Annotated in this window: 25 protein-coding genes and 1 tRNA gene; 7 read left to right on the forward strand and 19 right to left on the reverse strand. The window is 57.4% G+C overall.

Annotation, left to right across the window (positions count from 1 at the left end; translation table 11 throughout):
* Nucleotides 1–38 precede the first annotated feature (38 nt).
* The 16 genes from FO268_RS13865 to rpsB form a co-directional block, all read right to left on the reverse strand.
* Nucleotides 39–115 (reverse strand) — tRNA-Met (locus FO268_RS13865).
* A 71-nt stretch (nucleotides 116–186) separates the two neighbouring features.
* Nucleotides 187–864 carry a ribonuclease HII gene (gene rnhB, locus FO268_RS13870; RefSeq protein WP_150993927.1) on the reverse strand — a complete coding sequence of 226 codons (678 nt, stop codon included), beginning with the start codon at nucleotides 862–864 and terminating at the stop codon, nucleotides 187–189.
* Nucleotides 861–2,045 (reverse strand): lipid-A-disaccharide synthase, encoded by a 1,185-nt coding sequence (gene lpxB, locus FO268_RS13875; RefSeq protein WP_150993928.1) that lies wholly within the window; start codon nucleotides 2,043–2,045, stop codon nucleotides 861–863. The genes rnhB and lpxB overlap by 4 nt, the downstream gene beginning before the upstream one ends.
* A gap of 19 nt (nucleotides 2,046–2,064) precedes the next feature.
* On the reverse strand, nucleotides 2,065–2,856 hold the full coding sequence (lpxA, locus tag FO268_RS13880) for an acyl-ACP--UDP-N-acetylglucosamine O-acyltransferase (RefSeq protein WP_150993929.1): 792 nt from the start codon (nucleotides 2,854–2,856) through the stop codon (nucleotides 2,065–2,067).
* On the reverse strand, nucleotides 2,856–3,293 hold the full coding sequence (fabZ, locus tag FO268_RS13885) for a 3-hydroxyacyl-ACP dehydratase FabZ (RefSeq protein WP_150994057.1): 438 nt from the start codon (nucleotides 3,291–3,293) through the stop codon (nucleotides 2,856–2,858). Before fabZ ends, lpxA begins: the two co-directional genes overlap by 1 nt.
* Before the next feature lie 14 nt (nucleotides 3,294–3,307).
* Nucleotides 3,308–4,333, reverse strand: coding sequence for a UDP-3-O-(3-hydroxymyristoyl)glucosamine N-acyltransferase (gene lpxD, locus FO268_RS13890; protein ID WP_150993930.1), 1,026 nt, complete (start codon nucleotides 4,331–4,333; stop codon nucleotides 3,308–3,310).
* 51 nt (nucleotides 4,334–4,384) lie between these two features.
* Complete coding sequence (locus FO268_RS13895; protein WP_150993931.1) at nucleotides 4,385–4,882, reverse strand: OmpH family outer membrane protein; 498 nt, start codon at nucleotides 4,880–4,882, stop codon at nucleotides 4,385–4,387.
* A gap of 50 nt (nucleotides 4,883–4,932) precedes the next feature.
* Nucleotides 4,933–7,251 (reverse strand): outer membrane protein assembly factor BamA, encoded by a 2,319-nt coding sequence (gene bamA, locus FO268_RS13900; protein WP_150993932.1) that lies wholly within the window; start codon nucleotides 7,249–7,251, stop codon nucleotides 4,933–4,935.
* 43 nt (nucleotides 7,252–7,294) lie between these two features.
* Nucleotides 7,295–8,644 carry an RIP metalloprotease RseP gene (rseP, locus tag FO268_RS13905; RefSeq protein WP_150993933.1) on the reverse strand — a complete coding sequence of 450 codons (1,350 nt, stop codon included), beginning with the start codon at nucleotides 8,642–8,644 and terminating at the stop codon, nucleotides 7,295–7,297.
* Nucleotides 8,645–8,692: 48 nt separating this feature from the next.
* Complete coding sequence (gene ispC, locus FO268_RS13910) at nucleotides 8,693–9,886, reverse strand: 1-deoxy-D-xylulose-5-phosphate reductoisomerase (protein ID WP_150993934.1); 1,194 nt, start codon at nucleotides 9,884–9,886, stop codon at nucleotides 8,693–8,695.
* Nucleotides 9,880–10,719 carry a phosphatidate cytidylyltransferase gene (locus tag FO268_RS13915; RefSeq protein WP_150994058.1) on the reverse strand — a complete coding sequence of 280 codons (840 nt, stop codon included), beginning with the start codon at nucleotides 10,717–10,719 and terminating at the stop codon, nucleotides 9,880–9,882. The genes ispC and FO268_RS13915 overlap by 7 nt, the downstream gene beginning before the upstream one ends.
* A 22-nt stretch (nucleotides 10,720–10,741) precedes the next feature.
* On the reverse strand, nucleotides 10,742–11,512 hold the full coding sequence (gene uppS / locus FO268_RS13920) for a polyprenyl diphosphate synthase (RefSeq protein WP_150993935.1): 771 nt from the start codon (nucleotides 11,510–11,512) through the stop codon (nucleotides 10,742–10,744).
* Between the two features lie 75 nt (nucleotides 11,513–11,587).
* On the reverse strand, nucleotides 11,588–12,145 hold the full coding sequence (gene frr, locus FO268_RS13925; protein WP_150993936.1) for a ribosome recycling factor: 558 nt from the start codon (nucleotides 12,143–12,145) through the stop codon (nucleotides 11,588–11,590).
* A 42-nt stretch (nucleotides 12,146–12,187) separates the two neighbouring features.
* Nucleotides 12,188–12,916: a UMP kinase gene (gene pyrH / locus FO268_RS13930; RefSeq protein WP_150993937.1), complete on the reverse strand. Its 729-nt coding sequence runs from the start codon at nucleotides 12,914–12,916 to the stop codon at nucleotides 12,188–12,190.
* A gap of 184 nt (nucleotides 12,917–13,100) precedes the next feature.
* A complete protein-coding gene (gene tsf / locus FO268_RS13935) occupies nucleotides 13,101–13,970 on the reverse strand; it encodes a translation elongation factor Ts (RefSeq protein ID WP_150993938.1) in 870 nt (289 codons plus the stop codon).
* Nucleotides 13,971–14,064: 94 nt separating this feature from the next.
* On the reverse strand, nucleotides 14,065–14,817 hold the full coding sequence (gene rpsB / locus FO268_RS13940) for a 30S ribosomal protein S2 (RefSeq protein WP_150993939.1): 753 nt from the start codon (nucleotides 14,815–14,817) through the stop codon (nucleotides 14,065–14,067).
* A 284-nt stretch (nucleotides 14,818–15,101) separates the two neighbouring features.
* Between rpsB and map the strand changes: the two genes are divergently transcribed.
* From map to dapE, 6 genes are read left to right on the forward strand one after another with little or no spacing between them, the layout of a single operon-like run.
* Nucleotides 15,102–15,872 carry a type I methionyl aminopeptidase gene (gene map, locus FO268_RS13945; protein ID WP_150993940.1) on the forward strand — a complete coding sequence of 257 codons (771 nt, stop codon included), beginning with the start codon at nucleotides 15,102–15,104 and terminating at the stop codon, nucleotides 15,870–15,872.
* Nucleotides 15,873–18,518 (forward strand): [protein-PII] uridylyltransferase, encoded by a 2,646-nt coding sequence (locus tag FO268_RS13950; protein ID WP_150993941.1) that lies wholly within the window; start codon nucleotides 15,873–15,875, stop codon nucleotides 18,516–18,518.
* Nucleotides 18,515–19,717 (forward strand): succinyldiaminopimelate transaminase, encoded by a 1,203-nt coding sequence (gene dapC, locus FO268_RS13955; protein WP_150993942.1) that lies wholly within the window; start codon nucleotides 18,515–18,517, stop codon nucleotides 19,715–19,717. Before FO268_RS13950 ends, dapC begins: the two co-directional genes overlap by 4 nt.
* Nucleotides 19,714–20,058, forward strand: coding sequence for an ArsC family reductase (locus tag FO268_RS13960; RefSeq protein WP_150993943.1), 345 nt, complete (start codon nucleotides 19,714–19,716; stop codon nucleotides 20,056–20,058). Before dapC ends, FO268_RS13960 begins: the two co-directional genes overlap by 4 nt.
* 17 nt (nucleotides 20,059–20,075) lie before the next feature.
* Nucleotides 20,076–21,104 (forward strand): 2,3,4,5-tetrahydropyridine-2,6-dicarboxylate N-succinyltransferase, encoded by a 1,029-nt coding sequence (gene dapD, locus FO268_RS13965; protein ID WP_150993944.1) that lies wholly within the window; start codon nucleotides 20,076–20,078, stop codon nucleotides 21,102–21,104.
* Nucleotides 21,091–22,239: a succinyl-diaminopimelate desuccinylase gene (gene dapE, locus FO268_RS13970; RefSeq protein WP_150993945.1), complete on the forward strand. Its 1,149-nt coding sequence runs from the start codon at nucleotides 21,091–21,093 to the stop codon at nucleotides 22,237–22,239. Before dapD ends, dapE begins: the two co-directional genes overlap by 14 nt.
* On the opposite strand, the gene FO268_RS13975 is transcribed toward dapE, so the two are convergent.
* A complete protein-coding gene (locus FO268_RS13975) occupies nucleotides 22,240–22,458 on the reverse strand; it encodes a SlyX family protein (protein WP_150993946.1) in 219 nt (72 codons plus the stop codon).
* A 186-nt stretch (nucleotides 22,459–22,644) separates the two neighbouring features.
* Here FO268_RS13975 and FO268_RS23285 point away from each other — a divergent pair, with 186 nt between their 5' ends.
* Nucleotides 22,645–23,223 carry a cold-shock protein gene (locus FO268_RS23285; protein WP_150993947.1) on the forward strand — a complete coding sequence of 193 codons (579 nt, stop codon included), beginning with the start codon at nucleotides 22,645–22,647 and terminating at the stop codon, nucleotides 23,221–23,223.
* A gap of 60 nt (nucleotides 23,224–23,283) precedes the next feature.
* Here the strand turns inward: FO268_RS23285 and FO268_RS13985 are convergent, their stop codons facing one another.
* Complete coding sequence (locus FO268_RS13985; protein WP_150994059.1) at nucleotides 23,284–23,661, reverse strand: hypothetical protein; 378 nt, start codon at nucleotides 23,659–23,661, stop codon at nucleotides 23,284–23,286.
* A complete protein-coding gene (locus FO268_RS13990) occupies nucleotides 23,633–25,042 on the reverse strand; it encodes a Clp protease N-terminal domain-containing protein (RefSeq protein ID WP_150993948.1) in 1,410 nt (469 codons plus the stop codon). The genes FO268_RS13985 and FO268_RS13990 overlap by 29 nt, the downstream gene beginning before the upstream one ends.
* Nucleotides 25,043–25,087 lie beyond the last annotated feature (45 nt).

Raw genomic sequence — 25,087 nt, forward strand, 5'->3', positions numbered from 1 at the left:
GGCAGACCAGTATAATACTGATCTGCCTTTCTTTTATATGGTAGCGGGGGCAGGATTCGAACCTACGACCTTCGGGTTATGAGCCCGACGAGCTACCAGACTGCTCCACCCCGCAATAAACTGGCTGTTTTCTCGGGGTAACCCCCGATCAACGTGCGCGTATATTAAGGATCTGCCAGCGGCCTGTCAATCGATATTTTCGAAGAGATCGGAAGGATACAGGAGTTCTTCGGTAGTGCTCATATTGATCATGCCGACGGTTTCAATAGCTTCCTGGACGGGCCTGAATGAACGCCGGTGCTGGACAGTAGCCCCCAGCCTACCGAGCGCCTCCAGGTGGACGGGTGTGGGATAACCTTTGTGCCCGTCAAATCCATAGTGCGGGTAGGTTTCGTGAAGAGCGACCATCTCCCGGTCGCGGGTGACCTTGGCGAGTATGGAGGCGGCACTGATTGCTTCTACCCGGCTGTCGCCCTTGATGACGGGCTCCGATGGCCAGTGCCAGTCAGGGCAGCGATTGCCGTCCACCAACACGTATTCAGGCGGAATATGCAGCCCGGCAACTGCCCGCTCCATTGCCACCATGGTGGCACGAAAGATGTTCAGCCGGTCAATTTCCTCCGCCTCACAGCGGCCCAGGCTCCAGGCGGCGGCCCGTTCGATGATCTGCTCGTACAGGGCCTCCCGGCGTTTTTCAGTAAGCTGCTTTGAGTCCACCAGCCCCGGGATCGGTTTCTCAGGGTCCAGTATCACTGCCGCCGTCACTACGGCGCCGACCAGGGGGCCGCGCCCTACTTCATCCACGCCAGCCAGCAGCCGGCCCTGATAACGGCACACAAAGGGCGGTAGCGGGCTCTTGCTCATGGCTGCTTACCTTCAATCAGTGCAGAAAGTGCTGAGGCGGCCTGCTCGTCCGCGTTCTGCCGCAACTGGTCATGCAAGCGGGAGAATGCTTCCGTAAGGCGGGCGCGTTCGGTTTCGTTTTCCAGGCGCTCCAGAACGGCTGCGCCCAGAGTTTCCGGTGTGGCATCGTCCTGCAACAGTTCCGGCACCAGGGATTCCCGTGCAAGCAGGTTTGGCAATGCTACGTGAGGCACCTTCACCAGCCGCGATACCAACGCAAAACTGAGGCCGCTCAACCGGTACCCCACCACCATGGGCTTTTTGAGTAACATCGCTTCCAGCGTGGCGGTTCCCGATGCTAACAGGACCACGTCCGACGACGCCATCACTTCCCGGGAACGGCCGCGTACAATGGTCACCTCAAGCTTCACATCGAGAGCGTCCACGAGATTCCTGACCTGCTGTTCCCGTTCCCGGTTGACACACGGGATCACCAGTTGCAGATCAGGGCGCTTGCCCTGGATCCATCGTGCAGCTTCCAGAAACAGGGTGCCAAGGCGCTCCACTTCCCCTCCCCGGCTTCCCGGCAGGATGGCCAACACAGGCGCGTCATCTCGGAGCCCCAGCGCTTTGCGGGCGCCTACAGTATCCGGTGTCATCGGAATACGGTCTGCGAGGGGATGACCCACAAAGGCCACAGGAATGTTGTGCTCTTCATAAAAACGCGCTTCGAAAGGAAACAGCGTGAGCATGAGATTGACGGATTTGGCAATCTTGAATATACGCTTCTGGCGCCAGGCCCAGACCGACGGGCTGACATAATGCGCGGTGAGCATACCGGCATCCCGGCACCGCCGTTCAATACCCAGGGTGAAATCCGGGGAGTCGATGCCAATCACCACTTCCGGCGGTGTTGTCAGCAGATAGTCCATCAATCGGGCACGAATGCTGAAGAGCTCGCGGATGCGGCCTAGCACTTCCACCAGGCCCATCACGGAAAGCCGCTCCATGGGCACCAGGGAATGAAAGCCTTCCGCCACCATTTCGTCGCCACCGATACCCACAAAACGGGCATTGGGATATCGCGCCCGGAGCGAGCGAATCAGGCCCGCGCCGAGGATATCGCCGGAGGCTTCTCCGGCCACGATGGCGAAGGTAACTTTGCGGGTACTGACAAAAGGGTGCTCAGGCTGGTCCGTCACCGGGGTAATCGCTCCCTGGTCAGCGGATAATGCCGCGGTCTGCGCCGCGAAGGGATTCAATCAATGGCTGCACTTCGGGGATGTCGGAATAGGCTTTTTCCAGTTCAACTACCGCCTGTTCCGTTGTCAGGCCCTGACGATAGATCACCTTGTAGGCGCGACGAAGAACCAGCAGCACTTCCTTACTGAATCCACGGCGACGCAGCCCCTCCACGTTCATGCCGAACGGCTGGGCGGACTGGCCACTGGCCATGATGTAGGCGGGAATGTCTTTGAGAACGATGCTTCCGCCGGCGCTCATGCTATGGGTGCCGATGTGGCAGAACTGATGAACCATAGTGCCGCCACCAAGGATGGCAAAATCACCTACCGAAACGTGCCCTGCCAGGGTGGCGCAATTGGCGAGAATGGTGCTATCACCAATAATGCAGTCGTGGGCGACGTGCACATACGCCATCAGCAGGTTGCCGTTCCCGATAGTGGTTTCACCACGGTCCTGAACGGTACCCCGGTGAATGGTGCAGTTTTCGCGGATGGTATTGTCGTTGCCAATAACCAGGGTGGTCGGCTCGCCGGCATACTTCTTGTCCTGGCATTCCTCTCCCACACTGGAGAACTGGAAGATGCGGTTATTGCGGCCAATTCTGGTGGGGCCCTTGATCACCACATGGGACATGATTTCGGTTCCTTCACCGATCTCCACGTCCGGTCCAATATAGCTCCAGGGCCCGACAGTTACGTTGTCAGCCAGTTTGGCAGACGGATCCACGATCGCCTGAGGATGGACTCCCGACCATTCTTTTGTCGCCATCAAACTTCTCTCTCAGCGGTCAGTATTTCTGCCACACAGACGACTTCGTCATCAACCAGAGCGCGGCATTCGAATTTATAGATTCCACGTTTGCCGGAGATCATCCGGGACTCCATGCTGAGCCTGTCTCCGGGCACTACAGGGCGCTTGAAGCGCGCCTTGCTGGAACCAGCCAGGTATTGTACCACGCCGTCCGACGGTTTCCGGCCCACCGTCAGGAACCCGAGAATGCCCGAGAGTTGTGCCATGGCTTCGATGATCAGCACGCCCGGCATAATCGGATTGTTAGGAAAGTGGCCGTTAAAAAATGGCTCGTTCAGGGAGATGTTCTTGTATCCCTTGATAAACTGCCCCTTCTCCGCCTCGGTCACCCGGTCAACCAGTAAAAACGGGTAGCGGTGTGGCAGGTATTCCATGATTTCTTTGATGGTCATAATCATCAGTAACGGCCTCAGCCTTCTATTTTCTTTTCCAGTTCTTTTAGCCGACGCGCCATGGCATCAAGCTGACGAAAACGCACGGCGTTCTTGCGCCATTGTCGATTGGTGTCGGCGTTGGTGCCCGACGAATACACGCCTGGCTCCCGTATATCGCCGGTTACCAGGGTCATTCCGGTCAGGTGTACCTGATCCGCAATCGTCAGATGCCCTGCCACCCCCGAGGCGCCACCAAAAACGCAGTGGCGGCCAATATGGGTACTGCCTGCAATACCGACCATAGCCGCCATGGCGCTGTGATCACCGATACTGACGTTGTGTGCAATCTGAATGAGATTGTCGAGTTTTACCCCATTGCCAATCACTGTGTCGTCCAGTGCGCCACGGTCAATGGTGGTGTTCGCCCCGACCTCGACATCATCGCCCAGGACTACCCTGCCAAGCTGGGCGATCCGGTGCCAGGCGCCCTTTTCATTGGCAAAGCCGAAGCCATCCGAACCAATCACGGCGCCGCTCAGGATATGGCAACGCTTGCCCAGCACAATGTCATGAGCCAAAGTTACCCGCGGACGTAAGACTGAGTGCTCACCAATGGTGCAACGGGCACCAATAATACAACCGGCGCCAACTACCACGTTGTCACCAATAACGGCCTCAGCCTCGACAACAGCTTGCGGGCCGATACTGGCACTTTGCGATACCTGCGCAGAAGGATCGATCACCGCAGATTCATGGACGCCTGCCCCCGGGGCTGGCGAAGGGTCAAACCAGTGGCTCAGGCGAGCATACCCAAGGTAAGGATTGTCCAGTAACAGTACATTGGTAGCGCACTGATCAGCGACAGATGGCGAGAGAATGACCGCAGAAGCTCTGGTATCTGCAAGATAGCGTGCATAAGAAGGATTAGCCAGGAATGCGATCTGGCCCGGAGCCGCCGCCTGAAGCGTAGCAATCCCCACTATGTCAGTATCGGGGTCGCCCCTGAGTTCCGCCCCCAGCTCAGAGGCGATCTCGCCCAGCCGGTATGAACGCTTAGTCATTATCAGCTCCACAAGGTTTTTCCGGGCTGGCCAGTATCGGGCCCGCCGTGATCAGCGGTCCAGCTTCTCCAGTAGCTCTTCCGTCAGGTTCATGTCGGGCTTGACGTATACCACGGCTTCACTGGGCAGAATTATGTCGAGGTCATGCTCGTCCAACAGTTCCTTGACGGCCGCATCCACTTCCGGACGGGCCTCTTCCAGAAACTGTTGCTTGCGATTTGCCACTGTGGAATCGAGGCGCTGCTTGAGAAAGTTGAACTCCTTGACCTTCTCCTGGAACTCGGTGGTCATTTTACTGCGCTCAGACTCGTTCATCATGGCGCCGTCTTTCTCGAGGCGCTCCTGCAGTTTGCGAGCAGCCTCCTGGGCTTCCCTGACCTTTGCTTCCTCACTGGAAAAATCCTGTTGCATCTGCGCGCTGAAATCTCTCGCATCTTTGGACGAGAATAGCGCCTGGCGCAAATCAACCACCCCAATACGGGTTTCAGCTGCAACTGTGGTGGTGGCCATCAGTGCGGCCAGCAATACTACCATGGACAATCGGAACATGTTGTTTCTCCTGTGTTTTATTATTTACCGCGTTTCCCTTCGCACTCTGATCAGAATGTCTGCCCCAGGGAGAACTGGAATATCTGGGTATCATCGCCACTCTTGTCGTTCAGAGGCTTGGCAAGACTGAACGCCAGCGGACCAACCGCTGTAATCCACTGAAATCCTACACCAGCCGACAGCCGTACTTCATCCAGGGCTGGATCAAAATTGCGGTCAGCGTCAAACACCTGCCCGGCATCGATGAAGAACGCCGTTCTCATTGAGCGGGTATCGCCTGCGAACGGTGTGGGGAAGATCAGCTCCAGGCTGCCCTCCGTCAACAGACTGCCACCGAACGGGTCGGGATCGGAGAAGTCGTTAGGCGCGTTTGTGGCCAAGGGTCCCAGCGAGTTTGCCTCATAACCACGCACCGAACCATAACCACCGGCGTAGAAGTGCTCGTAAAATGGCATGACCGAGCGCCCACTGTAACCATCACCATAGCCGATTTCTGAACGCGCCCGGAAGACCCAGGTCTGGTTCTCGTTAAACGGCTGATAGAACTCGGTTTTCTGGTTCACTTTATAGAACGTGAGATCACTGCCGGGTACGGCAACATCCGTGGACAGTGAAACGCTGTAGCCATCGGTCGGCAGAACGCCCCTGTTCAACGTACTGCGGCGCCAGGAAGCAAACAGGAAGTAGTTATTGAAATCGTTACCTTCCTCTTCGATAAAGGTTCGCACTTCCTCAGAGGTGAACGAACCTGCCTTGACCTTGGAGAGCGTATATCCAAGGCCAAAGTTCAGCCGGGTGATGTTGTCCGTGGGGTACCCGAAGGTGACCCGACCGCCATACTCGTCAAGCAGGTAGGAGGAAATATCCTGCTCTTCAAAATCGGTTTCGCGGGCGAATACGCTGAAGCCCCGACTTACGCCGTCCACTGTGTAGTAAGGGTCCAGGTAGGAAAAGTTGGCACTTTTGATGGAGTCGCTGACATTTACGCCAAAGGACACCCGCTTACCGCTGCCGAAGAAGTTGTTCTCGGACACATTGGCCCCGAGAATAACGCCAGACGCCTGGGAGAAACCAACCGACGCAGAAAGACTGCCGGTGGCCTGCTCCGCCACGGAATAGTTCACGTCCACCAGATCATCGGTGCCGGGAACAGGAACCGTTTCCACATCGACGGTTTCAAAGAAACCGAGCCGCTCGAGGCGGGTCTTGGAAAATTCGATTCTGTCCGTGGAAGCCACACCGCCTTCCATCTGGGTCATTTCCTGGCGCAGCACGTCGTCTCTTGTTGAAACATTGCCGTCAAAATTGATGCGCCGGACGTAGGCCCGCTTACCAGGTTCCACAAAGAAGGTCACTGATGCAGTGTCATCGTCGCCCGGCTCCGGCACGGCGTTTACATTGGCGAAGGCATAACCTTCACGGCCAAGGCGCCTGGACAGCGATTCTGAAATTGCCGTCATGCGGGAACGGGAAAATACGTCACCCTCTTCAATGGGGATAAGCTCGCGCAGCTCTTCCTCACCAACGATGAGCTCGCCACGCAGATTGACATCGGAAACCGTGTATTGGGGCCCTTCATTCAGGGAGATCGCAATGAACACCTGCTTCTTGTCGGGCGAAATGGACACCTGACTGGATTCAACATTGAAGTCGATATAGCCGCGATCAAGATAGTAGGATCGCAGGGACTCCAGGTCGCCACTCAGGCGTTCGCGGGCGTATTTGTCGGAATTGGTGATGGAGTTCCACCAGCTGGTGGTTTCCAGCTCGAACAGGGACAGCAGGGTTTCGTCATCGAAGGCGTCGTTACCCACAATGTTGATATGCTGAATGGCAGCCACTGTGCCTTCATTGATATCCAGCTTGATGGCCACCCGGTTACGGGGGAGATCTTCAGCAGTAGCCTTCACACGGGCGTTATAGCGCCCCTGACTGATGTAGGACCGGAGTATTTCCAGCTCCAGCCGTTCGAGGGTGGCACGGCGAAACACCTGGCCTTCCTGCAGGCCGGCCCCGGACAGCGCATCCATCAGCATGTCGGTTTCGATATTCTTGTTGCCTTCAATGTCGATGGAGGTGATGGATGGCCGCTCCTTCACGGTCAGGATCAGCACACCACCGTCACGACTGGCTTCAATATCGGTAAACAGCCCGGTGCGAAACAGGTCCTTGATGGCGGAAGCCAGCTCAACCTCGTCAACAGGCTCCCCGATGGACACGGGAAACGCAGAGAATACCGTTCCTGCGGACACCCGCTGAAGGCCTTCTACCTCTATGTCGGATACGGTGAATTCATCAGCCAGAGCCGGTTTCATGGCGGAAGTGGCGATTGCCAAGCCTACAGCTAAACCCAGAAAAGAACGTCTCATTCAGTAATTTCGCCTGTTGATGCGCGTAAGGAGTTCGCAATTCTCACAACCGCATCAGGTCGTTGTAAAGTGCAAACACCATTAATGTGAGAATCATTGCCATACCAATGCGTAATCCAAAAGCCTGAGCCTGCTCGGAAAGCGGCTTTCTGCGGATGGCTTCTATGGTGTAGTAGACAATATGCCCACCATCCAGAACCGGTACTGGCAACAGATTCAGTACCCCAAGACTGACACTGAGGTAGGCAAGAAAACGTACAAAATCCTCGAAGCCGGAACTTACACTGGCTTCGGCTATCCTTGCAATGGTAATCGGGCCACTAAGGTTAGTGGGCGAGAGCAGCCCGGTCACCATTTTTTTGATGGCAACCAGCGTTAACCGGGTGTCGCCCCAGGTTTCGGACATGGCATTGGGAATCGCTGCCAGGGGCCCGTAACTGACATCCCGCAGCACGTCGTCCGGCCAGGTCACCTCACTGACGCCGGCCCCGACAAGCCCGGTAACGGTACCATCGTCGGCCTTGTGTTCGGCGGGCGTTACCACTATCTGCCGGGTGCTGCCGTCCCGCTCTACCGTAAGCTCCAGTGGTGTTTCAGGAGCTTCACGGATAAATGAAACCAGTTCGAACCAGTCAGAAACCGGCTCCCCGTCCACTGCCACTACTCTGTCGCCGGATTTCAGACCAGCAGCATCAGCCCGTCCGCCTGCGACAATCTCGCCCAGTACAGCCGGTACATCCGGCCGCCAGGGTGTCACGCCAAATTCACCCAGTGGATTGGGATTTTCATCATCAAGGCGCCAGCCGTCCAGAGAGCCTGTCAGCGTTCCCCGGCTGCCATCCCTGGAGACGTCGATGGTAATCTGGCCGAATTCACCGGTACGCTCCAGCAAACGCATGTTCACGTCCCGCCAGGAGGTCACACGATGGCCGTCAACTTCGTGGATCTCCATGCCGGAGGCCAGCCCGACACGGTCAGCAACGCTGCCGTCGTTGACTTCGCCAATGATGGGCGCGACGGTGGTGAAACCTACAACGCTGAGCAACCAGTAAGCAAAGATGGCAAACAGGAAGTTGGCAACAGGCCCTGCTGCTGCGATGGCAATGCGCTTTGATGGCGGTTTGGAGTTGAAAGCCAGGTGCTTCTGGTCCTCAGGCACCGGGCCTTCCCGCTCGTCCAGCATCTTTACATAGCCGCCAAGCGGAATGGCCGCAACAGCGAACTCTGTGCCCTGGCGGTCGTACCAGGAAAATAACGGCTTACCAAAACCCACCGAAAAACGCAGCACCTTCACCCCACAGCGTCGTGCCACCCAGAAGTGACCGAACTCATGAAGGGTTACAAGAATGCCCAGCGTCAGTACCAGCGCCAGTATGGTTTCAACTATCTGCATAGTGTTCTCTGTTGAATTTGATCAGCCCGCCTGCCGGGCCTGCCTGAATCAGACAGCCCGCCCGAGAATCTGTTCCCGGGCCAGGGAGCGGGCCTCGGCGTCCTTGGCAAAGATGGTATCGAAACTGTCAGCTGGCACAACCTCTGTGGCCGCCAGGGTGTGCTCAATGATAGAGGGAATATCCACAAACCTCACCTTGCCGGCGAGAAAGGCTGCCACTGCCTCTTCATTGGCCGCGTTCAGCACAGCCGGCGCCGTTCCTCCCTGCTGAAAAGCCTCAGCAGCGAGCCGGAGGCAAGGAAAGCGATCAAGGTCCGGCCGTTCGAAGTTGAACTGCCCGACACGGAAAAGATCCAGCGGTGGCACGCCGGCGTCGATCCGTTCAGGCCACGCCAGGCCATTGGCAATGGGTGTGCGCATATCGGGACTGCCGAGCTGGGCGAGCACCGAGCCATCGGCGTATTCCACCATCGAGTGGATAATGCTTTCCGGGTGCACGTGTACTTCAATCATGTCTGGCGTGGTGTTAAACAACCAGCAGGCCTCAATCAATTCAAGACCTTTGTTCATCAGTGTTGCTGAGTCTACGGAGATTTTCTGGCCCATAGACCAGTTGGGATGGGCACAGGCCTCAGCCGGCAACACATGACGGAGGGCTTCGGCCGAATGAGTGCGAAAGGGCCCGCCGGACGCCGTCAGCAAAATGCGGGTGATACCTGCACCGTGGGTATTCCGGATCTTGTCCGGGGGCATGCACTGGAAGATAGCATTATGTTCGCTGTCTATCGGCAACACTTCTGCGCCAGAGGCGGCGACGGCGTCCATGAACAGCTTGCCGGACATTACCAACGCTTCCTTGTTGGCCAACAGCACACGCTTGCCCGCGCGCACCGCTGCCAACGTGGGAGGCAGGCCTGCAGCCCCAACGATAGCGGCCATCACAGTGTCGGCTTCGGGATCTGCAGCTACCCCGGCCAGTGCTTCAGTGCCACTGAGTACCGTTACCTCGGGCAAATTGGAAAGCGCCACAGTTAATGCCTGAGCGGCTTTCTGATCGGCCATTACCGCATAACGCGGACAAAATTCATGACACAGCTCCGCCATGCTCTCAACGCTGGTACTGGCAGTGAGCGCGTGCACAGAAAAGCGATCCGGATGCCGGCGGACCACGTCCAGCGTATTCAGACCTATGGAGCCTGTTGCACCCAGTATCGTTATCGAACGCTTCACAGAGATCACCATTGCCCTGTGGTCAGCCAGCCAATCAGCGTAATAACCAGTGCGAATACAGGAATCGCTGCCGTCAGGCTGTCGATCCTGTCCATTATGCCACCATGGCCTGGTAACAGCTGGCTACTATCCTTAATGCCGCGAAAACGCTTGAGCATGCTTTCCAGCAAATCACCCAGCACTGAGACTAAACCGGTCACCAGGCTTGCGATAACCAGCAGCAAAGATTGAGCAACCGTTGCCGAGGCCAGCATGCCGATAATGATGGCGAACACGGCAACAGCTACCAGGCCACCCCAGACACCGGCCCAGGACTTGCCCGGGCTGACACGTGGCGCGAGCTTGGCCTTACCGAACGCACGACCGGCGAAGTAGGCACCAATATCGGCTACCCAAACCACACAGAAGACATAGAGAATAACCAGAAGATTGTTGGTACTGTCCCCGAACTCGAAGCCGCCGGTGCGAATATGGTTGAGCCCCACCCAGGCCGGAACCAGCACCAGAAGGCCCATAATAGCTCTGGCCGGCACGCTGCCCCAGCGCTCGGAACCGTCTGGATAGCTTCGCACCAGCAGAAAACACAGAATCCACCAGAAAAGCGCCAGCCAGAGTACCGCAACGGCGGGCACATTCAACAGCCCATAGAGCACGGCAGCAACCACCACCGCATAGGCCACTCGAGCTGCCGGGGCCACAATACCGGACATATTGGCCCACTCCCATGCCCCAAGGGTAATGATGGCGCCGGTAAACAGGGCAAAGCCCAGAGGCGGCAGGAAGAAAATGCCACCGATGGCAATGGGCGCCAGTATAAGCGCAGTGATAATACGGGTTTTAAGCACGGTATCGTTCGCTATCTTGTCGTTATTGTTCCGATGACACGCTGGCGATCTGGTCATCGGTCTGACCAAACCGGCGTTTCCGGCCCGCATACGCCTGTAGCGCCTGGCTCATTTCCTGTTCACGGAAATCCGGCCAGTAAACAGGAGAAAAGTACAACTCAGTGTAAGCCAGGTGCCAGAGCATGAAATTGCTGATGCGTTGCTCTCCCGCCGTCCTGATCATCAGGTCGGGCATGGGGAGGTCGCCAATGGAGAGATGCTGCTGTATCAGGTCGTCAGTGATATCCGAAGGCGCCAGCTCGCCCGTGCGTACCTTCTCGGCCACTGTTCGGCTGGCCTGGGTAATATCCCAGTGGCCACCGTAGTTTGCGGCTATGACCAGAGTCATGCGGGTGTTGTCACGGGTGAGCTCTTCGGCACGGCTCATGTGTTCCTGAAGGTTCGCGCTGAAGGCCGAGCGGTCGCCAATAATGCGCAGGCAGATATCATTGCGATGAAGCTTTTTCACTTCCCGCTCCAGGGCAAACAGGAACAGGCGCATAAGAGCGGACACTTCATCCTCCGGACGGCGCCAGTTCTCACTGGAGAAAGCGAAAAGTGTCAGCACCTCCACCCCTTCCCGGGCACAGGTTTCCACCACGGATCTGACCGCTTTCACACCTGCCTTATGGCCGGCAACGCCTTTCAACCGCCGGGCTTTCGCCCAGCGGTTGTTTCCATCCATGATGATGGCCACATGCCGGGGCCGACTACCAGCCGATACCGGAATCTGTGCGGATACACTTTCCGTCATGCAATCCCCTGTTCAGCCCACACCCGGCAGTGCCGGTGGCACGGACTGATCACGTTGCTGAAATTGTCCAACTGCTCAGACAGCCATCAGGTCCTCTTCCTTGGCCTTTAGCTGTTTCTCCACCTCGGCGATATAGCGGTCGGTCAATTTCTGGATTTCGTCCTCACCGTAGCGCTCTTCGTCTTCGTTGATTTCCTTTTCTTTCAGCAGCTCTTTGAGCGTGCTGTTGGCATCACGGCGTGCGTTGCGGACGGAAACCTTGCCATGCTCCGCATCTGCGCGGGCCTGCTTGACCATTTCCTTACGGGTTTCTTCGGTCAGCATCGGCATTGGAATACGAATAACCTCGCCATTGTTGGACGGGTTCAGGCCCAGATCCGACATCATGATGGCTTTTTCAATCTTCGGCAGCAGCGGCTTTTCCCAGGGCGAGACGGCCAATGTACGGTTATCTTCCACGTTCACACTCGCCACCTGCTTCAGCGGCGTCTCCTGGCCGTAATAATCAACCATTACGCTGTCCAGAATGGAGGGATGGGCACGACCGGTACGGATCTTGTTGAAAGCCGCGGTCAGGGACTCAAGGCTTTTCTTCATCTTTTTTTCGGCATCAGCTTTAATATCGTCAATCACTGCAGCATCCTCGGATTCGTTGTTCAGAATTACTCAATCAGGTTACTCAATCAATGTGCCTTCCGTTTCTCCGGTCACAATCCGGGTGAGCGCGCCAGCCCGGTTCATATCGAAGACACGAAGGGGCATACCGTGGTCCCGGGCAAGGCAGATGGCGGTCAGGTCCATCACACCCAGTTTCTTGTCCAGCACTTCATCGTAAGTGAGGTGTTCGTACTTTTCCGCCGTCGGGTCCTTGTAGGGGTCCGCGGAATAAACACCATCAACCTTTGTAGCTTTCAATACAGCATCGGCTTCAATCTCGATACCACGCAGACAAGCCGCTGAATCGGTTGTAAAAAACGGATTCCCCGTTCCGGCGCAGAAAATCACCACGTCGCCGTCTTTCAGATCACGTACCGCACGGCGGCGATCGTAATGCTCAACAATACCACTCATGGGGATAGCAGACATTACCCGGGTACGAATGTTGGAGCGCTCAAGGGCATCACGCATGGCCAACCCGTTCATCACGGTTGCCAGCATTCCCATGTGGTCGCCCGTCACTCTGTCCATGCCGGCAGCATTCAGAGCAGCTCCTCGGAAAAGGTTACCACCACCAATCACCAGGGCGACCTGGACACCAATACCGATCAGTGAACCAATATCCAGCGCCATACGGTCAAGCACTTTGGGGTCAATCCCGAAACCATGATCGCCCACCAGGGCTTCGCCACTGAGCTTGAGCAGTACACGTTTGTATCTGGGCTGGGTCTTAGACGACTTCGGCATGAGGTTCCCCTTCTCTGTGTCTGGCTTGGTGTCTGGCAGGACAAGCTTCTCAGGCTTGTATCTGACATACTCCTCGAAAAAGGGGTATCTCAGATACAAGCCCGCCACGAGAGCCGGACTACTCCAGCCAACGTGGCAGACTCGAACGGTGCCTCAGCCTTGGCTTTGGCACCTGTCAGAAGGATCAGGACTTGCCGGTGCCAGCCGCAGCAGCGACCTCGGCAGCGAAGTCCACTTCTTCCCTCTCAATACCTTCGCCGACTTCCAGACGAACAAAGCTCACCAGATCGGCGCCGTTGTCTTTGATCAGCTGACCGACGGTCTGGTCAGGATTCTTGACGAACGGTTGCTCGACCAGGCTGTTTTCCGCCAGGAACTTCTTGATACGGCCGCCCATCATCTTCTCGACGATTTCTGCAGGCTTGCCTTCCATATCCGGCTGGGCCTTGATGACCGCTTTTTCTTTCTCGAGCTCGTCAGCAGGCATGTCTTCCGGCTTGCCAACCCGCGGGTTAACAGCGGCAACGTGCATGGCAACGTCCCGCGCAACTTCAGGGCTACCGGCGGAGAGGGCTACCACAGACGCAATCTTGTTGGTGCTGTGAACGTAGGCGCCAACAACCGGGCCTTCAACGCGAACGATGCGACGAACAGTGATGTTCTCGCCGATCTTCTGAACCAGCGCTTCACGCTTGGCTTCCAGATCGCCCGTCATCAGATCGGCGACGTCAGTCTTGCCGTTTTCGAAAGCAACATTCAGAACGTCGTTGGCGAAGTTCAGGAAGTTGTCATCACGGGCAACGAAGTCAGTCTCGGAGTTCACTTCCAGAATGTAGGCGACGGTGTTGTCGTCAGACACCTTGATCAGGGAAACACCTTCGGCGGCCGTACGGCCCGCTTTCTTGGCAGCCTTCAGACCTGAAGACTTGCGCAGTTCTTCAATTGCGGCATCAACGCTTCCGTCAGCTTCTACCAGTGCCTTCTTGCACTCCATCATGCCAAGGCCGGTGCGCTCACGGAGCTCTTTGACCATTGCAGCAGTAATTGCAGCCATGTTCATTCCTCTTAACTGTTCCAATCCAAATTCTGCACAGGTGTGCCGGCGCTAAACCACAGGCACACCCTACAACCCGTTTGCGAAGAAAGTATTACTCCGCAGCGGGAGCAGCACCTTCCGCGCCTTCGCTGACTTCAACGAACTCGTCAGCGCCGGCAGAACCAGCCTGGGAGGCTTCAAGGCAGGTATCAGCAACGGCCTGCACGTAAATCTGGATCGCGCGGATGGCATCGTCGTTGCCCGGAATAACGTAATCTACGCCGTCCGGATCGCTGTTGGTATCAACAACACCAATAACAGGAATGCCCAGCTTGTTGGCTTCCTTGATGGCGATACGCTCGTGGTCCACGTCGATAACGAACATAGCATCCGGCAGGCCGCCCATGTCCTTGATACCGCCGATGGAACGCTCAAGGCGGTCCATTTCGCGGGTGCGATCAAGGGCTTCTTTCTTGGTCAGCTTGTCGAAGGTACCATCCTGGCTCTGCGCTTCCAGATCGCGGTAGCGACGGATCGACTGGCGGATGGTCTTGTAGTTGGTCAGCATGCCGCCGAGCCAGCGATGGTTCACGTAAGGCTGGTTGGAGCGGAGTGCTTCTTCCTTGATGATCTTGGCCGCTGCACGCTTGGTGCCAACGAACAGGATCTTGTTCTTGTTGCCTGCGAGGTTATGAACGAAATTCAACGCATCGTTCATGGCAGGAACTGTCTGCTCAAGGTTGATGATGTGAATCTTGTTACGGGCGCCGAAGATGAACTTCGACATTTTCGGGTTCCAGTAACGGGTCTGGTGACCGAAGTGAGCGCCTGCCTTCAGCAGGTCACGCATATTTACCTGAGCCATGATATTTACCTTTTAGCTTCGGGTTAGTCCTCCACACGTCCGATTGACCCAACCTGAACCCGTTGCTTATTAATGGAAGCAACAGAAGCAGGCACCCTGGGACAACGTGCCGACGTGTGTGCGAATTTGCCGGATTTGTTTCCGGCGGGCGCGTTTATACCATAAATCGACGGCCGGATTCCATTAATTTGTAGTCCCGGCAATGGGTCGGGGGTGCCTCTTCCTTGTACCGGGCCACACTCCCCCTTAAAATGGCTGTTTGATCCAAATCAACGGGAAACCCAATGCAGGTATCGATCAAGACTCCGGAAGAAATCGAAAAGATGCGCGTTGCCGGCCGCCTGGCTGCCGACGTTCTCGAGATGGTTGGCGAATACGTCAAACCCGGCGTAACCACCGAGGAACTGGACAACATCTGCCACAACTACATGGTGAACGAACAGGGCACCATTCCGGCGCCGCTGAACTACAAGGGTTTCCCGAAGTCGATCTGCACCTCTGTTAACCACGTAGTCTGCCACGGCATCCCTTCCGAGAAGAAGGTGCTAAAGGACGGCGACATCCTCAATATTGATGTCACCGTCATCAAGGATGGCTGGCACGGCGACACCAGCAAGATGTTTATTGTCGGCAAGCCCAAGCCCGGCACTGAGCGCCTGATCCAGATCACCCAGGAATGCTTATATAAAGGCATTGAACTGGTGAAACCGGGCACCCGGCTCGGAGACATCGGCCACGTTATCCAGCAACACGCCGAAAAACACCGGTATTCGGTGGTGCGGGACTACTGTGGCCACGGCATTGGCCAGGTCTTCCATGAAGATCCACAGGTAATGCATTACGGCAAACCGGGCACCGGTATGGAGCTGCAGGAAGGCATGACCTTTACTATTGAACCGATGATCAATCAAGGCAAGTACCACACCAAGCTGTTGCCGGATGGCTGGACGGTTGTTACCAAGGACCACAAACTCTCGGCACAATGGGAGCACACCATTGTGGTGACCGCAGACGGCCACGAAGTACTGACAAAGCGCACGGAAGAGTCATTCTAGGTGGACTTCAGCGAACTTGAAGCAAGGATCAGCAATGATGCGTCTCCCGTCAAAGCCGCGCGGGAGCTGCTGAAGGAACGTTACAACGCGGACGCGGAAGCGTTCCGCCAGGGCGCCGATGTTCGGGCCCTGGTGCACTCAAGATCCGACACGCTGGACACGGTTCTGGCCCTGATCTGGAACCGTTACACGTTTGCCTCCTCCCCGGACATCTCCCTGATCGCTGTCGGCGGGTATGGCCGGGGCGAGCTTCACCCCCACTCCGACATCGATCTGCTGATCCTCACCCGCAATGGTATTGAAGAAAACTCCCGGGAAGACCTGGGCGCTTTCGTTACGTTGCTGTGGGACCTGAAACTGGACATCGGCCATAGCGTTCGCAGCATTGAAGAAAGCATGGATGCGGCCCGGAAAGACGTCACCATACTCACCAACCTGCTGGAAACCCGCACCATCGCGGGCCCCGATGAGCTGAGGGATGAACTCAGCCAACAGGTATATTCCGACGCCATCAGCTCCGACCGCAACTACTTCATCGCCAAACGGGAAGAGCAGAAACGCCGGCACGCGAAGTACGGGGATACGGAGTACAACCTGGAGCCCAACGTGAAGGGCTCTCCCGGGGCCCTGCGGGACATACAGACCATTGGGTGGATAACCAAGCGGCACTTCGGCTTGCAGAACATCGCCGACCTGACCCGCTTCAGCATACTGACCGAAGAAGAGCACCAGATTCTGCTGCAGGGTGAGACTTTCCTGTGGCGGCTGAGGTATGGCCTGCAATTGATTGCTGACCGCAATGAAAACCGCCTGCTGTTCGATCATCAACGGGCCCTTGCCGAGATGCTGGGTTACCGGGATGAAGGTAAGCGGCTTGGCGTCGAGCTGATGATGCAATCCTATTACCGCACAGTACTGGCGCTGGCCGAGCTGGCCGATGTGATCCTGCAGTACTACGACGAGGCCATCCTTGGCTCCGGCAGCGACGATGACATACTGCCTCTGAACAAGCGCTTCCAGATCCGCAATTACTATATCGAGGCAGTGAACAACCAGGTCTTTGCCTACGCCCCTTATGCCATCATGGAAATCTTTGTACTGATGGCTCAGCACCCTGAGATCAAGGGTATCCGGGCTACCACTATCCGCTCGCTGCGGGCGCACCGGCACCTGATCGACGATGCCTTCCGCTCGGACCTGGCCGTTACCTCCCTGTTCATGGAATTGCTGCGAACCCCACACGCCCTGGACCAGACCCTGTCGGCGATGAAGAAATACAACGTGCTGGGCCGCTATCTGCCGGAGTTTGGCCAGATCATCGGCCAGATGCAGCACGACCTGTTCCACATTTACACGGTGGATGCCCACACCATGCGGGTCATCCGCAATATGGTGCGGCTGAACAGTGCCGAAGCCCGTAACGACTACCCCCTGGCCTCGCGGCTGATTCACCGGTTACCGAAACTGGAAACGCTGTACATCGCCGGCCTTTACCATGACGTGGCAAAGGGCCGTGGCGGAGACCACTCGGAACTGGGCGCCATTGACGCGGAAGACTTCTGCGAACGCCATCACCTGAGCGAGCGGGATACACAGCTGGCATCCTGGTTGGTGGAAAATCACCTGCTGATGTCGATGACGGCTCAGCGTAAGGATATTTCTGACCCCGACATCATTCACGGCTTTGCCCAGTCGGTGCCCAGCCAGATTCACCTGGATTACCTTTATGTGCTGACCGTGTGCGACATCAGCGCCACTAATCCGAAACTCTGGAACACGTGGCGGGCATCGCTGTTGCGCCAGCTGTATATCGAGACCAAACGGGCACTCCGGCGCGGCTCGGAAACACCGGTGGACCGTCAGGAATGGGTGCGTGCTACCCAGTCTGAAGCACGGGAGATCCTCCACGCGCAGAACATGACCGACGAGCAGATCGACCACATCTGGGACACCCTGGACGAAGACTACTTCCTGCAGGATTCCACGGTGGATATTGCCTGGCAGACCGCCGCCATTATCCGCCACGGTGACGACCCGGACCCTCTGGTGCTGATCCGCGATACCCGCGGTGGGCCTACAGACGGCTATTCCCAGATCATCATTTACATGAGCGACCGCATTGATCTGTTTGCTGCCACTACGGCGGTGCTGGAGCAACTCAACCTGAACATCGTTGATGCCCGCATCAGCTCCAGCGAAGGCCCCTTCTCCATCAGCTCCTACATTGTGCTGGATGAGAAAGGTAAACCACTGGGCATCGATCCCGCCAGAAAGGACCGTGTGCGCAGGCGCCTGATTGAAGAACTGGACGATCCGGAAGATTACCCGGACATCATCCATCGCCGCACCCCCAGGCAGCTCAAGCACTTTGCCTTCCCCACGGAGGTGACGTTCTCCAACGACACCATCAACCAACGCACCGTGATGGAAGTGGTCACGCCAGACCGCCCGGGACTGCTGGCGCGGGTGGGCCAGGTATTGCTGGAGCATCGGGTGCGCCTGACCAACGCCAAAATTGCCACCCTCGGCGAACGGGTGGAAGACGTATTCTTTGTAACCGACGAGCATGGCGAGCAGATCCGTGATCCTGCTGTTTGCCAGGCTCTGCAGCAGGACCTTTGCCAAATGCTGGATGACACCCAATGAACCCGGATCTGGACAGACTCCACCCCTACCCGTTTGAGAAGCTGGCCAGACTCAAGGCCGGCATCAGTGTTCCGCAAGACCTGAGCCCGATTTCGTTGGGGATTGGCGAGCCCAAGCATCCGTCCCCGGAATTCGTAAAGCAGGTAATCGCGAACAATCTGGACAAGCTGGCCAACTATCCCACCACCAAAGGCACCGAGGAGCTGCGACAGGCCATTGCAGACTGGGCCGCCCGGCGCTTTGAACTGGCCTCCGGAACCCTGACACCTGAGCACCATATCGTTCCGGTGAATGGCACCCGGGAAGGTATCTTCTCACTGGTTCAATCGGTGGTGGATGCCAGCCGGCCTGCCACCGTTGTCAGCCCCAACCCCTTCTACCAGGTTTATGAGGGCGCGGCCTTCCTCGCCGGTGCGACGCCCCATTACCTGGCCTGCGATGCCGACAACAACTTCATCCCGGATTTCGATCAGGTGCCGGATTCAGTATGGAAAGACTGTCAGGTGCTGTTCCTGTGCTCGCCGGGGAACCCCAGCGGTTCGGTGATACCGCGGAAAACCCTGGCACGGGTTATCGAACTGGCGGACCAGCACGATTTTATTGTCGCTTCCGACGAATGCTATTCCGAGCTGTACCCGGATGAAAGCCAGCCGCCGGAAGGACTTCTGCAAACCTGCGCCGCCATCGGCCGGAACGATTTTGCCCGCTGCATTGTGTTCCACAGCCTGTCCAAGCGGAGCAACCTTCCGGGCCTGCGCTCCGGTTTTGTGGCAGGCGACGCGGATATCCTGAAGGGCTACCTCAAATATCGCACCTATCACGGCTGTGCCATGCCTATCCATAACCAACTGGCGAGTATTGCTGCCTGGAATGATGAAGACCACGTTCGGGAAAACCGGGCCGCCTACCGCGCAAAATTTGAAGCGGTGGTGCCAATCCTGCGCGAAGTCATGGACGTGGGCTTTCCCGATGCCGGTTTTTATCTCTGGCCGGAAACCCCGATGGATGACGAGACCTTCGCACGGGAACTGTCAGCACAGCAGAATGTGCATGTACTGCCAGGCCGTTACCTCTCCCGCACGGTGGGTAACCATAATCCGGGCGAAAACCGGGTGCGGATGGCCCTGGTGGCCCCGATTGAGGAATGCGTTGAAGCGGCAAGGCGCATTGTCACATTTGTAAAGGCGAACAAAGCATGAGGTTGTACGGCATCAAAAACTGCGACACCGTCAAGAAAGCGCGGAAATGGCTGGATGACGCGGGAATCGACTACCACTTCCATGATTTCAAAAAAGACGGTCTGGATACCGCCCGGCTCAGCCAATGGGAACGCTCTGCCGGCTGGGAAGTATTGCTGAACCGCCGGGGCACTACCTGGCGCAAACTTCCGGACGAGGTTCGTGATAATATTAGCGCCCAATCCGCCCATCGGCTGATGCTGGAGAACCCTTCCATCATCAAGCGCCCCGTGGTTGAGCACGGTGATACAGTCAGCGTCGGTTTTAACGCCGATGAATGGGCCGAACGATTCAAACACTGAGAACCAGGAGCACATCAATGAGTTTTGCATTCGGAATTGGTATCGGCACCCAGAACAAGCAGGGCGAGTGGCTGGAAGTGTTTTACCAGCAGCCGGTCATCACCCCCGATAACGGCCTCATCGAAGTGGCTCGTAACGTACTCGAATACCAAGGTGGCAATCAGGCCCTGTCGGTAACGCCGGAACAGTTGAAGGCACTGTCGGATGCTCTGCGCCAGCTCGGGCAGATGGAACAGTCAACACTGGCGGCCCACGCCGCCGACAGCCGTCGCCCGGTTGTGGTCACCCTGCTGGATACCGATGATACCGCCTCCAGCACTCCAGAGGTCTACCTCAAGCTGCACCTGATCTCCAGCCGCCAGGCCAGACCCCATGAACTGAAACTGGATGGAATCTTCGGACTGCTCCCCAACCTGGCCTGGACCAACGAAGGTGCCGTTGACCTGAACGAACTGCCGGAGCGCCAGCTCAAGGCACGTATCGAAGGCCGCACTCTGGAAGTAAAATCGGTAGACAAGTTCCCGCAGATGACCGATTACGTAGTACCGAAAGGCGTACGTATCGCCGATACCGCGCGTGTTCGTCTGGGTGCCTATGTGGGCGAAGGCACCACCGTGATGCACGAAGGCTTTATCAACTTCAATGCCGGCACAGAAGGCACTAGCATGATCGAAGGCCGCATATCCGCAGGCGTGATGATCGGCAAGGGCTCAGACCTGGGTGGCGGCTGCTCCACCATGGGCACACTTTCCGGCGGCGGCAACATCATCATCTCCGTTGGTGAAAACTGCCTGATCGGCGCCAACGCCGGTATCGGCATCCCGCTGGGAGACCGCTGCAAGGTGGAAGCTGGCCTGTACATCACCGCTGGCACCAAGGTGGCTTTGCTGGACGACAACAACGAGCTGGTTGAAGTCATTAAGGCGCGGGACCTGGCCAACAAGCCCGATCTGTTGTTCCGCCGTAACAGCCAGACCGGCGCTGTTGAGTGTAAAACCAACAAGACAGCCATCGAGCTGAATGAAGAGCTGCATGCCAACAACTAATCCCCCCAGCTTTTCTCCAACCCTGGATCTGGCCGCTGACCTGATCCGCCGGCCGTCCGTGACCCCGGACGACGCCGGCTGCCAGGAACTGATGATGTCCCGGCTTTCCGCTCTCGGCTTTAAAGGCGAGGCTCTGCGCTTTGGCGACACCGACAACCTCTGGGCACGCAGGGGCTCGGAGGGTCCGCTGCTAGCCTTCGCCGGCCATACCGATGTTGTTCCTACAGGCCCGGAGAAGAACTGGCGCCACCCTCCGTTCGATGCGGTCATTGACGATGGTTACCTCCACGGCCGGGGCGCTGCCGATATGAAAGGCAGCCTGGCGGCGTTTGTCACCGCCTGCGAGCGCTTCGTGGACAAGTATCCGGACCACCGGGGCTCCATCGCCCTGCTGATTACCAGCGACGAGGAAGGCCCGGCCCAGCACGGCACCGTAAAAGTAGTGGAAACACTGGAGGCAAGGAACGAGAAAATCGACTGGTGCCTGATTGGGGAGCCCTCGAGTACCCGCGAAGTAGGCGACGTTATCAAGAACGGCCGCCGGGGCTCACTTCACGGCTACCTGACCGTACACGGCACCCAGGGTCACGTGGCCTATCCCCATCTGGCGGAAAACCCGGTCCACACGGTGGCCCCCGCGCTGGATGCACTGGCAAAGGAATTCTGGGATAACGGCAACGATTTCTTTCCGCCCACCACCTTCCAGATCACCAAAATCGAGGCTGGCACCGGCAGCAACATCATCCCCGGTGAATGCCTGGTGCATTTCAACTTCCGCTACTGCACCGAAAACACGGCAGAAAGTCTGGAAGAGCGTGTGGTTGCCATCCTCGAGCGCCACGAACTGGCGTATGATCTGGATTGGCACCTGAGTGGCCGCCCTTTCCTGACCGACCGGGGCGCGTTGGTGTCAGCCGCGCAGAATGCCATCCGCACGGTCACCGGTCGCGAGACCGAGCTATCTACCTCCGGCGGCACCTCAGACGGACGCTTTATAGCGCCTACGGGTGCACAGGTTCTGGAGCTCGGCCCCATCAACGCCACTATCCACAAGGTGAATGAGTGCGTGAAGGCCGCTGATCTGGATACGTTATCGGAGATTTACGAGCAGGTTCTTGTAGAATTACTAGCCTGATCAGTAATGGGGAGGAGGCGTTTCGTCCTCCTCCTTTCTGATGTTTGACGACGACACTTCCTTCAGCTGTGTGTTCAGCTGCTTCTTCGCTTCCCAGAGTTCCCGGATGTCCAGTTCCTGACGGGCTACCTGCTCGCTCAGGGTATGGATGACGTCGTCCTGGAATGCCAGCCGGGTTTCCAGCTCGTCCAGCCGGGCTTGTAGATCTTTCTCACTCATGTGCTCATGCCGCTTGGTCAGCGCTCCCTGTTATCTGGTATCATGCCGCTTTTGCCCGCCGGGGGATTTCCAAGGCATTTTTGATGCCTCACAAAATCCTGGCGGTTTTCACCGACCGGAGACCCGATTTTACCCGATATCCGGTTCTTTATCGTTAGCGTTTGATTAATGGAGAAACTTCAGTCCATGCAAAACCCAGCAAAAGCGATCGTTCTTGCTCTCCTGGTCGCCATTCCGTCACCGTTTATCCTCGGCTTTCTGTTGGTGACTTTCACCCCGGAACTCTTCCAGATTCTGTCTCAGGCCGGTACTAGCGAGGATGCAACCAGTACCACGTTTGTATTGGGCAGCCCTCAGGGCATCGCAGCCTATATCATTGCTGTTGTTCTTTTCGGCCTGGCAGGATTCCTGACCGTAGCGCTGGCAGCCAAGAAGCCGTCAGCCCTGAAGCAGCAAACCGCACGCGCTAATGCGGCGCCGCGCCCGACGGCATCACGCCAGCAAGCCGAGCCGGATTACGACGACGAGGATGATTTCGACGACACCACCCCCGAAGGCGACGAAGAGGGTACGGTGAAGTGGTTCAACGTCAAAAAAGGCTTTGGTTTTATTGTTCGTGCCAGCGGCGATGAAGTCTTTGTTCACTTCCGCGCAATTCGAGGCCGTGGTCGCCGTGTACTACGCCAGGGCCAATTGGTCCGGTTCAGCGTGGTGGAAGCAGACAAGGGCCTGCAGGCAGATAACGTGTCTATCCTGAGCGACTGAACTGCGAAGATGTATGGTTGAGAAAAGGGGTAGCCACTGGCTACCCCTTTTTTTGACTCTTCAGTTCCAGATCGCCAGTTGCTCGCCCCGCTGGTCCAGGCGCCACCAGCGCTCGTCGTCGACCGGCTCGCCCTCCTTCCATTCGCCAGGACTACAGCGAATTTCGGTGTCCATGGCACGCCAGGCACTGCGCGCGCAGTCAAGGTCGGAAGCCCAGGGGAGGTCTTCCCCTTCCAGAATCACCGACGTATAACGCTTACCGCCAGCCCCCGGATACAGACTGACCCGGACACTGTGGCCCCGGTAACACGCCCTGCCCTTCACTGCCCGGTCGCCCAGCGAATCATCGGCAAGCTCAATCTCGTCAAGATGATTGGCTAGCCAGTCCGATACTGCTGATGACTCCAGGTCACGAATATAGATCTCGAGATCCCGCACCCTCTGTTTCTCCCGCTGGTTGGTCGCAATGGTCAACATAGTGAACCGGGCCGGGACGCGCTGCAACCCAGCGCTCCAGTTCCTGACGAAGGTCTTCCACTTTAAGTGTTCGAAGCGTTCCCTCCGCCTTGCGTTCGTGCCACGCCACTTCCACTGCTGCCCGCTCAATGGCCACGGTTTCCAGGGAGTGCTCCAGGTCTTCCAATGGTTGCTGTCGCGCCATTGCCACCAGCGCCTGACGCCTTAATGTGTCTGTGGTGCCTGCAAGGGCGAGACTTTCAACGGACCCGCGTTCTGCAAACAGCTTTAACCTGGCGGCCGCCCGCTCCACCCACTGAAGCATACCACCCGGAGTGCCCACCAACCGGCTCCTGCTCGACGACGCATAACGGATCACAGTCTGGGATAATTCGATGTTCCAGTGCCGCTCTATGGCTGGTTGGTGCGAGGTAAGAATGGCCGCTTTCTGCGCCGGGCTGGCACCAGGCATATCGAAAATATCAAAGTCCCGCCCCAGTGAACGTTCCAGCTGCTCAATAGCCTCGCCAACATACGGCGAATCCGGCCCCAGCAGGAGGACGGGCCCCGGATAGCCGGTAACCAGCCTTCGGGCCAGACTGTGCTCTGAGGACATCATGGCCGCCAGATCAACCGGAGATATGTTATCCAGAATCAGCGCCGGGCAGAGCCTTCTGTCTGCACCATGGGCGGGCACTGCCGGGCTGTCGCTTGCCATCACTTCCGCCTCATTACGAAGGTCGATCCTGACAAATCCGGCCTCCAGAAACGGCAGCAGGGCTTGTAACCAGCTGGTTTTGCCACTGCCCCTTGCGCCACGTACCCACACCAGTGCCCCAGGAACCGAGGCCAGGGTAATCGCGACGTCCTCGGCCAGGGCCAGCCATTCGAGATCGGTGATGACCACCGGCGCCTTTCCCGGGCCCGCGGTATCGGCAGCCTCTCGCAGGCTTTCCTCGGCTGTAGGCCAACGGCTTACCAGCTCCAGCACGGCAACATAGGCTTTTTCCTGCAAGCGTTCGGTATTGCGTGTCAGTACCGATAACAGGATTGGCCAGTCAAGCCAGGGCGCATCGCTCAGTTCGCGGGCGCAGGAGAACCAGTACATGAGTTGCGAGGACAACAGCCCCTCGCCTCCCACTTCGGTGACGATAGGCTGTTCACACTGGATAGTGCGGGTCAGCTCATCCAGGTCTACGCCGCAGCCACGGAGGAAGTCGCATATGGCACGCTCACCGTCCAGCAGCGCCAGCAGGAAATCCTCTACGGTGATCGCGTAACCACCGCGCTGGGCGACGCTGTCCCGTGCCCGTTGCAGCGCAGTTTGACAGAGGGGGCTCAGGCATCCTTGCCAGTCTTCCATTCACTTCTCCTTGTGTTTATCAACGGCACCTTCCTGGTGCCGGCC

Origin of the sequence: Marinobacter denitrificans (assembly GCF_008795955.1) — a bacterium.
Taxonomy (GTDB): domain Bacteria; phylum Pseudomonadota; class Gammaproteobacteria; order Pseudomonadales; family Oleiphilaceae; genus Marinobacter; species Marinobacter denitrificans.

What these genes read in the sequence shown, in the direction of transcription:
- map (WP_150993940.1), top strand. Translation starts at nt 15,102, where the DNA reads ATGCAGGTATCGATCAAGACTCCGGAAGAAATCGAAAAGATGCGCGTT.
- ispC (WP_150993934.1), bottom strand. Translation starts at nt 9,886, where the DNA reads ATGGTGATCTCTGTGAAGCGTTCGATAACGATACTGGGTGCAACAGGC.
- FO268_RS23285 (WP_150993947.1), top strand. Translation starts at nt 22,645, where the DNA reads ATGCAAAACCCAGCAAAAGCGATCGTTCTTGCTCTCCTGGTCGCCATT.
- rseP (WP_150993933.1), bottom strand. Translation starts at nt 8,644, where the DNA reads ATGCAGATAGTTGAAACCATACTGGCGCTGGTACTGACGCTGGGCATT.
- lpxA (WP_150993929.1), bottom strand. Translation starts at nt 2,856, where the DNA reads ATGGCGACAAAAGAATGGTCGGGAGTCCATCCTCAGGCGATCGTGGAT.
- dapC (WP_150993942.1), top strand. Translation starts at nt 18,515, where the DNA reads ATGAACCCGGATCTGGACAGACTCCACCCCTACCCGTTTGAGAAGCTG.
- dapE (WP_150993945.1), top strand. Translation starts at nt 21,091, where the DNA reads ATGCCAACAACTAATCCCCCCAGCTTTTCTCCAACCCTGGATCTGGCC.
- lpxD (WP_150993930.1), bottom strand. Translation starts at nt 4,333, where the DNA reads ATGACTAAGCGTTCATACCGGCTGGGCGAGATCGCCTCTGAGCTGGGG.
- rpsB (WP_150993939.1), bottom strand. Translation starts at nt 14,817, where the DNA reads ATGGCTCAGGTAAATATGCGTGACCTGCTGAAGGCAGGCGCTCACTTC.
- FO268_RS13975 (WP_150993946.1), bottom strand. Translation starts at nt 22,458, where the DNA reads ATGAGTGAGAAAGATCTACAAGCCCGGCTGGACGAGCTGGAAACCCGG.
- dapD (WP_150993944.1), top strand. Translation starts at nt 20,076, where the DNA reads ATGAGTTTTGCATTCGGAATTGGTATCGGCACCCAGAACAAGCAGGGC.
- tsf (WP_150993938.1), bottom strand. Translation starts at nt 13,970, where the DNA reads ATGGCTGCAATTACTGCTGCAATGGTCAAAGAGCTCCGTGAGCGCACC.
- bamA (WP_150993932.1), bottom strand. Translation starts at nt 7,251, where the DNA reads ATGAGACGTTCTTTTCTGGGTTTAGCTGTAGGCTTGGCAATCGCCACT.
- FO268_RS13990 (WP_150993948.1), bottom strand. Translation starts at nt 25,042, where the DNA reads ATGGAAGACTGGCAAGGATGCCTGAGCCCCCTCTGTCAAACTGCGCTG.
- rnhB (WP_150993927.1), bottom strand. Translation starts at nt 864, where the DNA reads ATGAGCAAGAGCCCGCTACCGCCCTTTGTGTGCCGTTATCAGGGCCGG.
- FO268_RS13960 (WP_150993943.1), top strand. Translation starts at nt 19,714, where the DNA reads ATGAGGTTGTACGGCATCAAAAACTGCGACACCGTCAAGAAAGCGCGG.
- pyrH (WP_150993937.1), bottom strand. Translation starts at nt 12,916, where the DNA reads ATGCCGAAGTCGTCTAAGACCCAGCCCAGATACAAACGTGTACTGCTC.
- uppS (WP_150993935.1), bottom strand. Translation starts at nt 11,512, where the DNA reads ATGACGGAAAGTGTATCCGCACAGATTCCGGTATCGGCTGGTAGTCGG.
- FO268_RS13895 (WP_150993931.1), bottom strand. Translation starts at nt 4,882, where the DNA reads ATGTTCCGATTGTCCATGGTAGTATTGCTGGCCGCACTGATGGCCACC.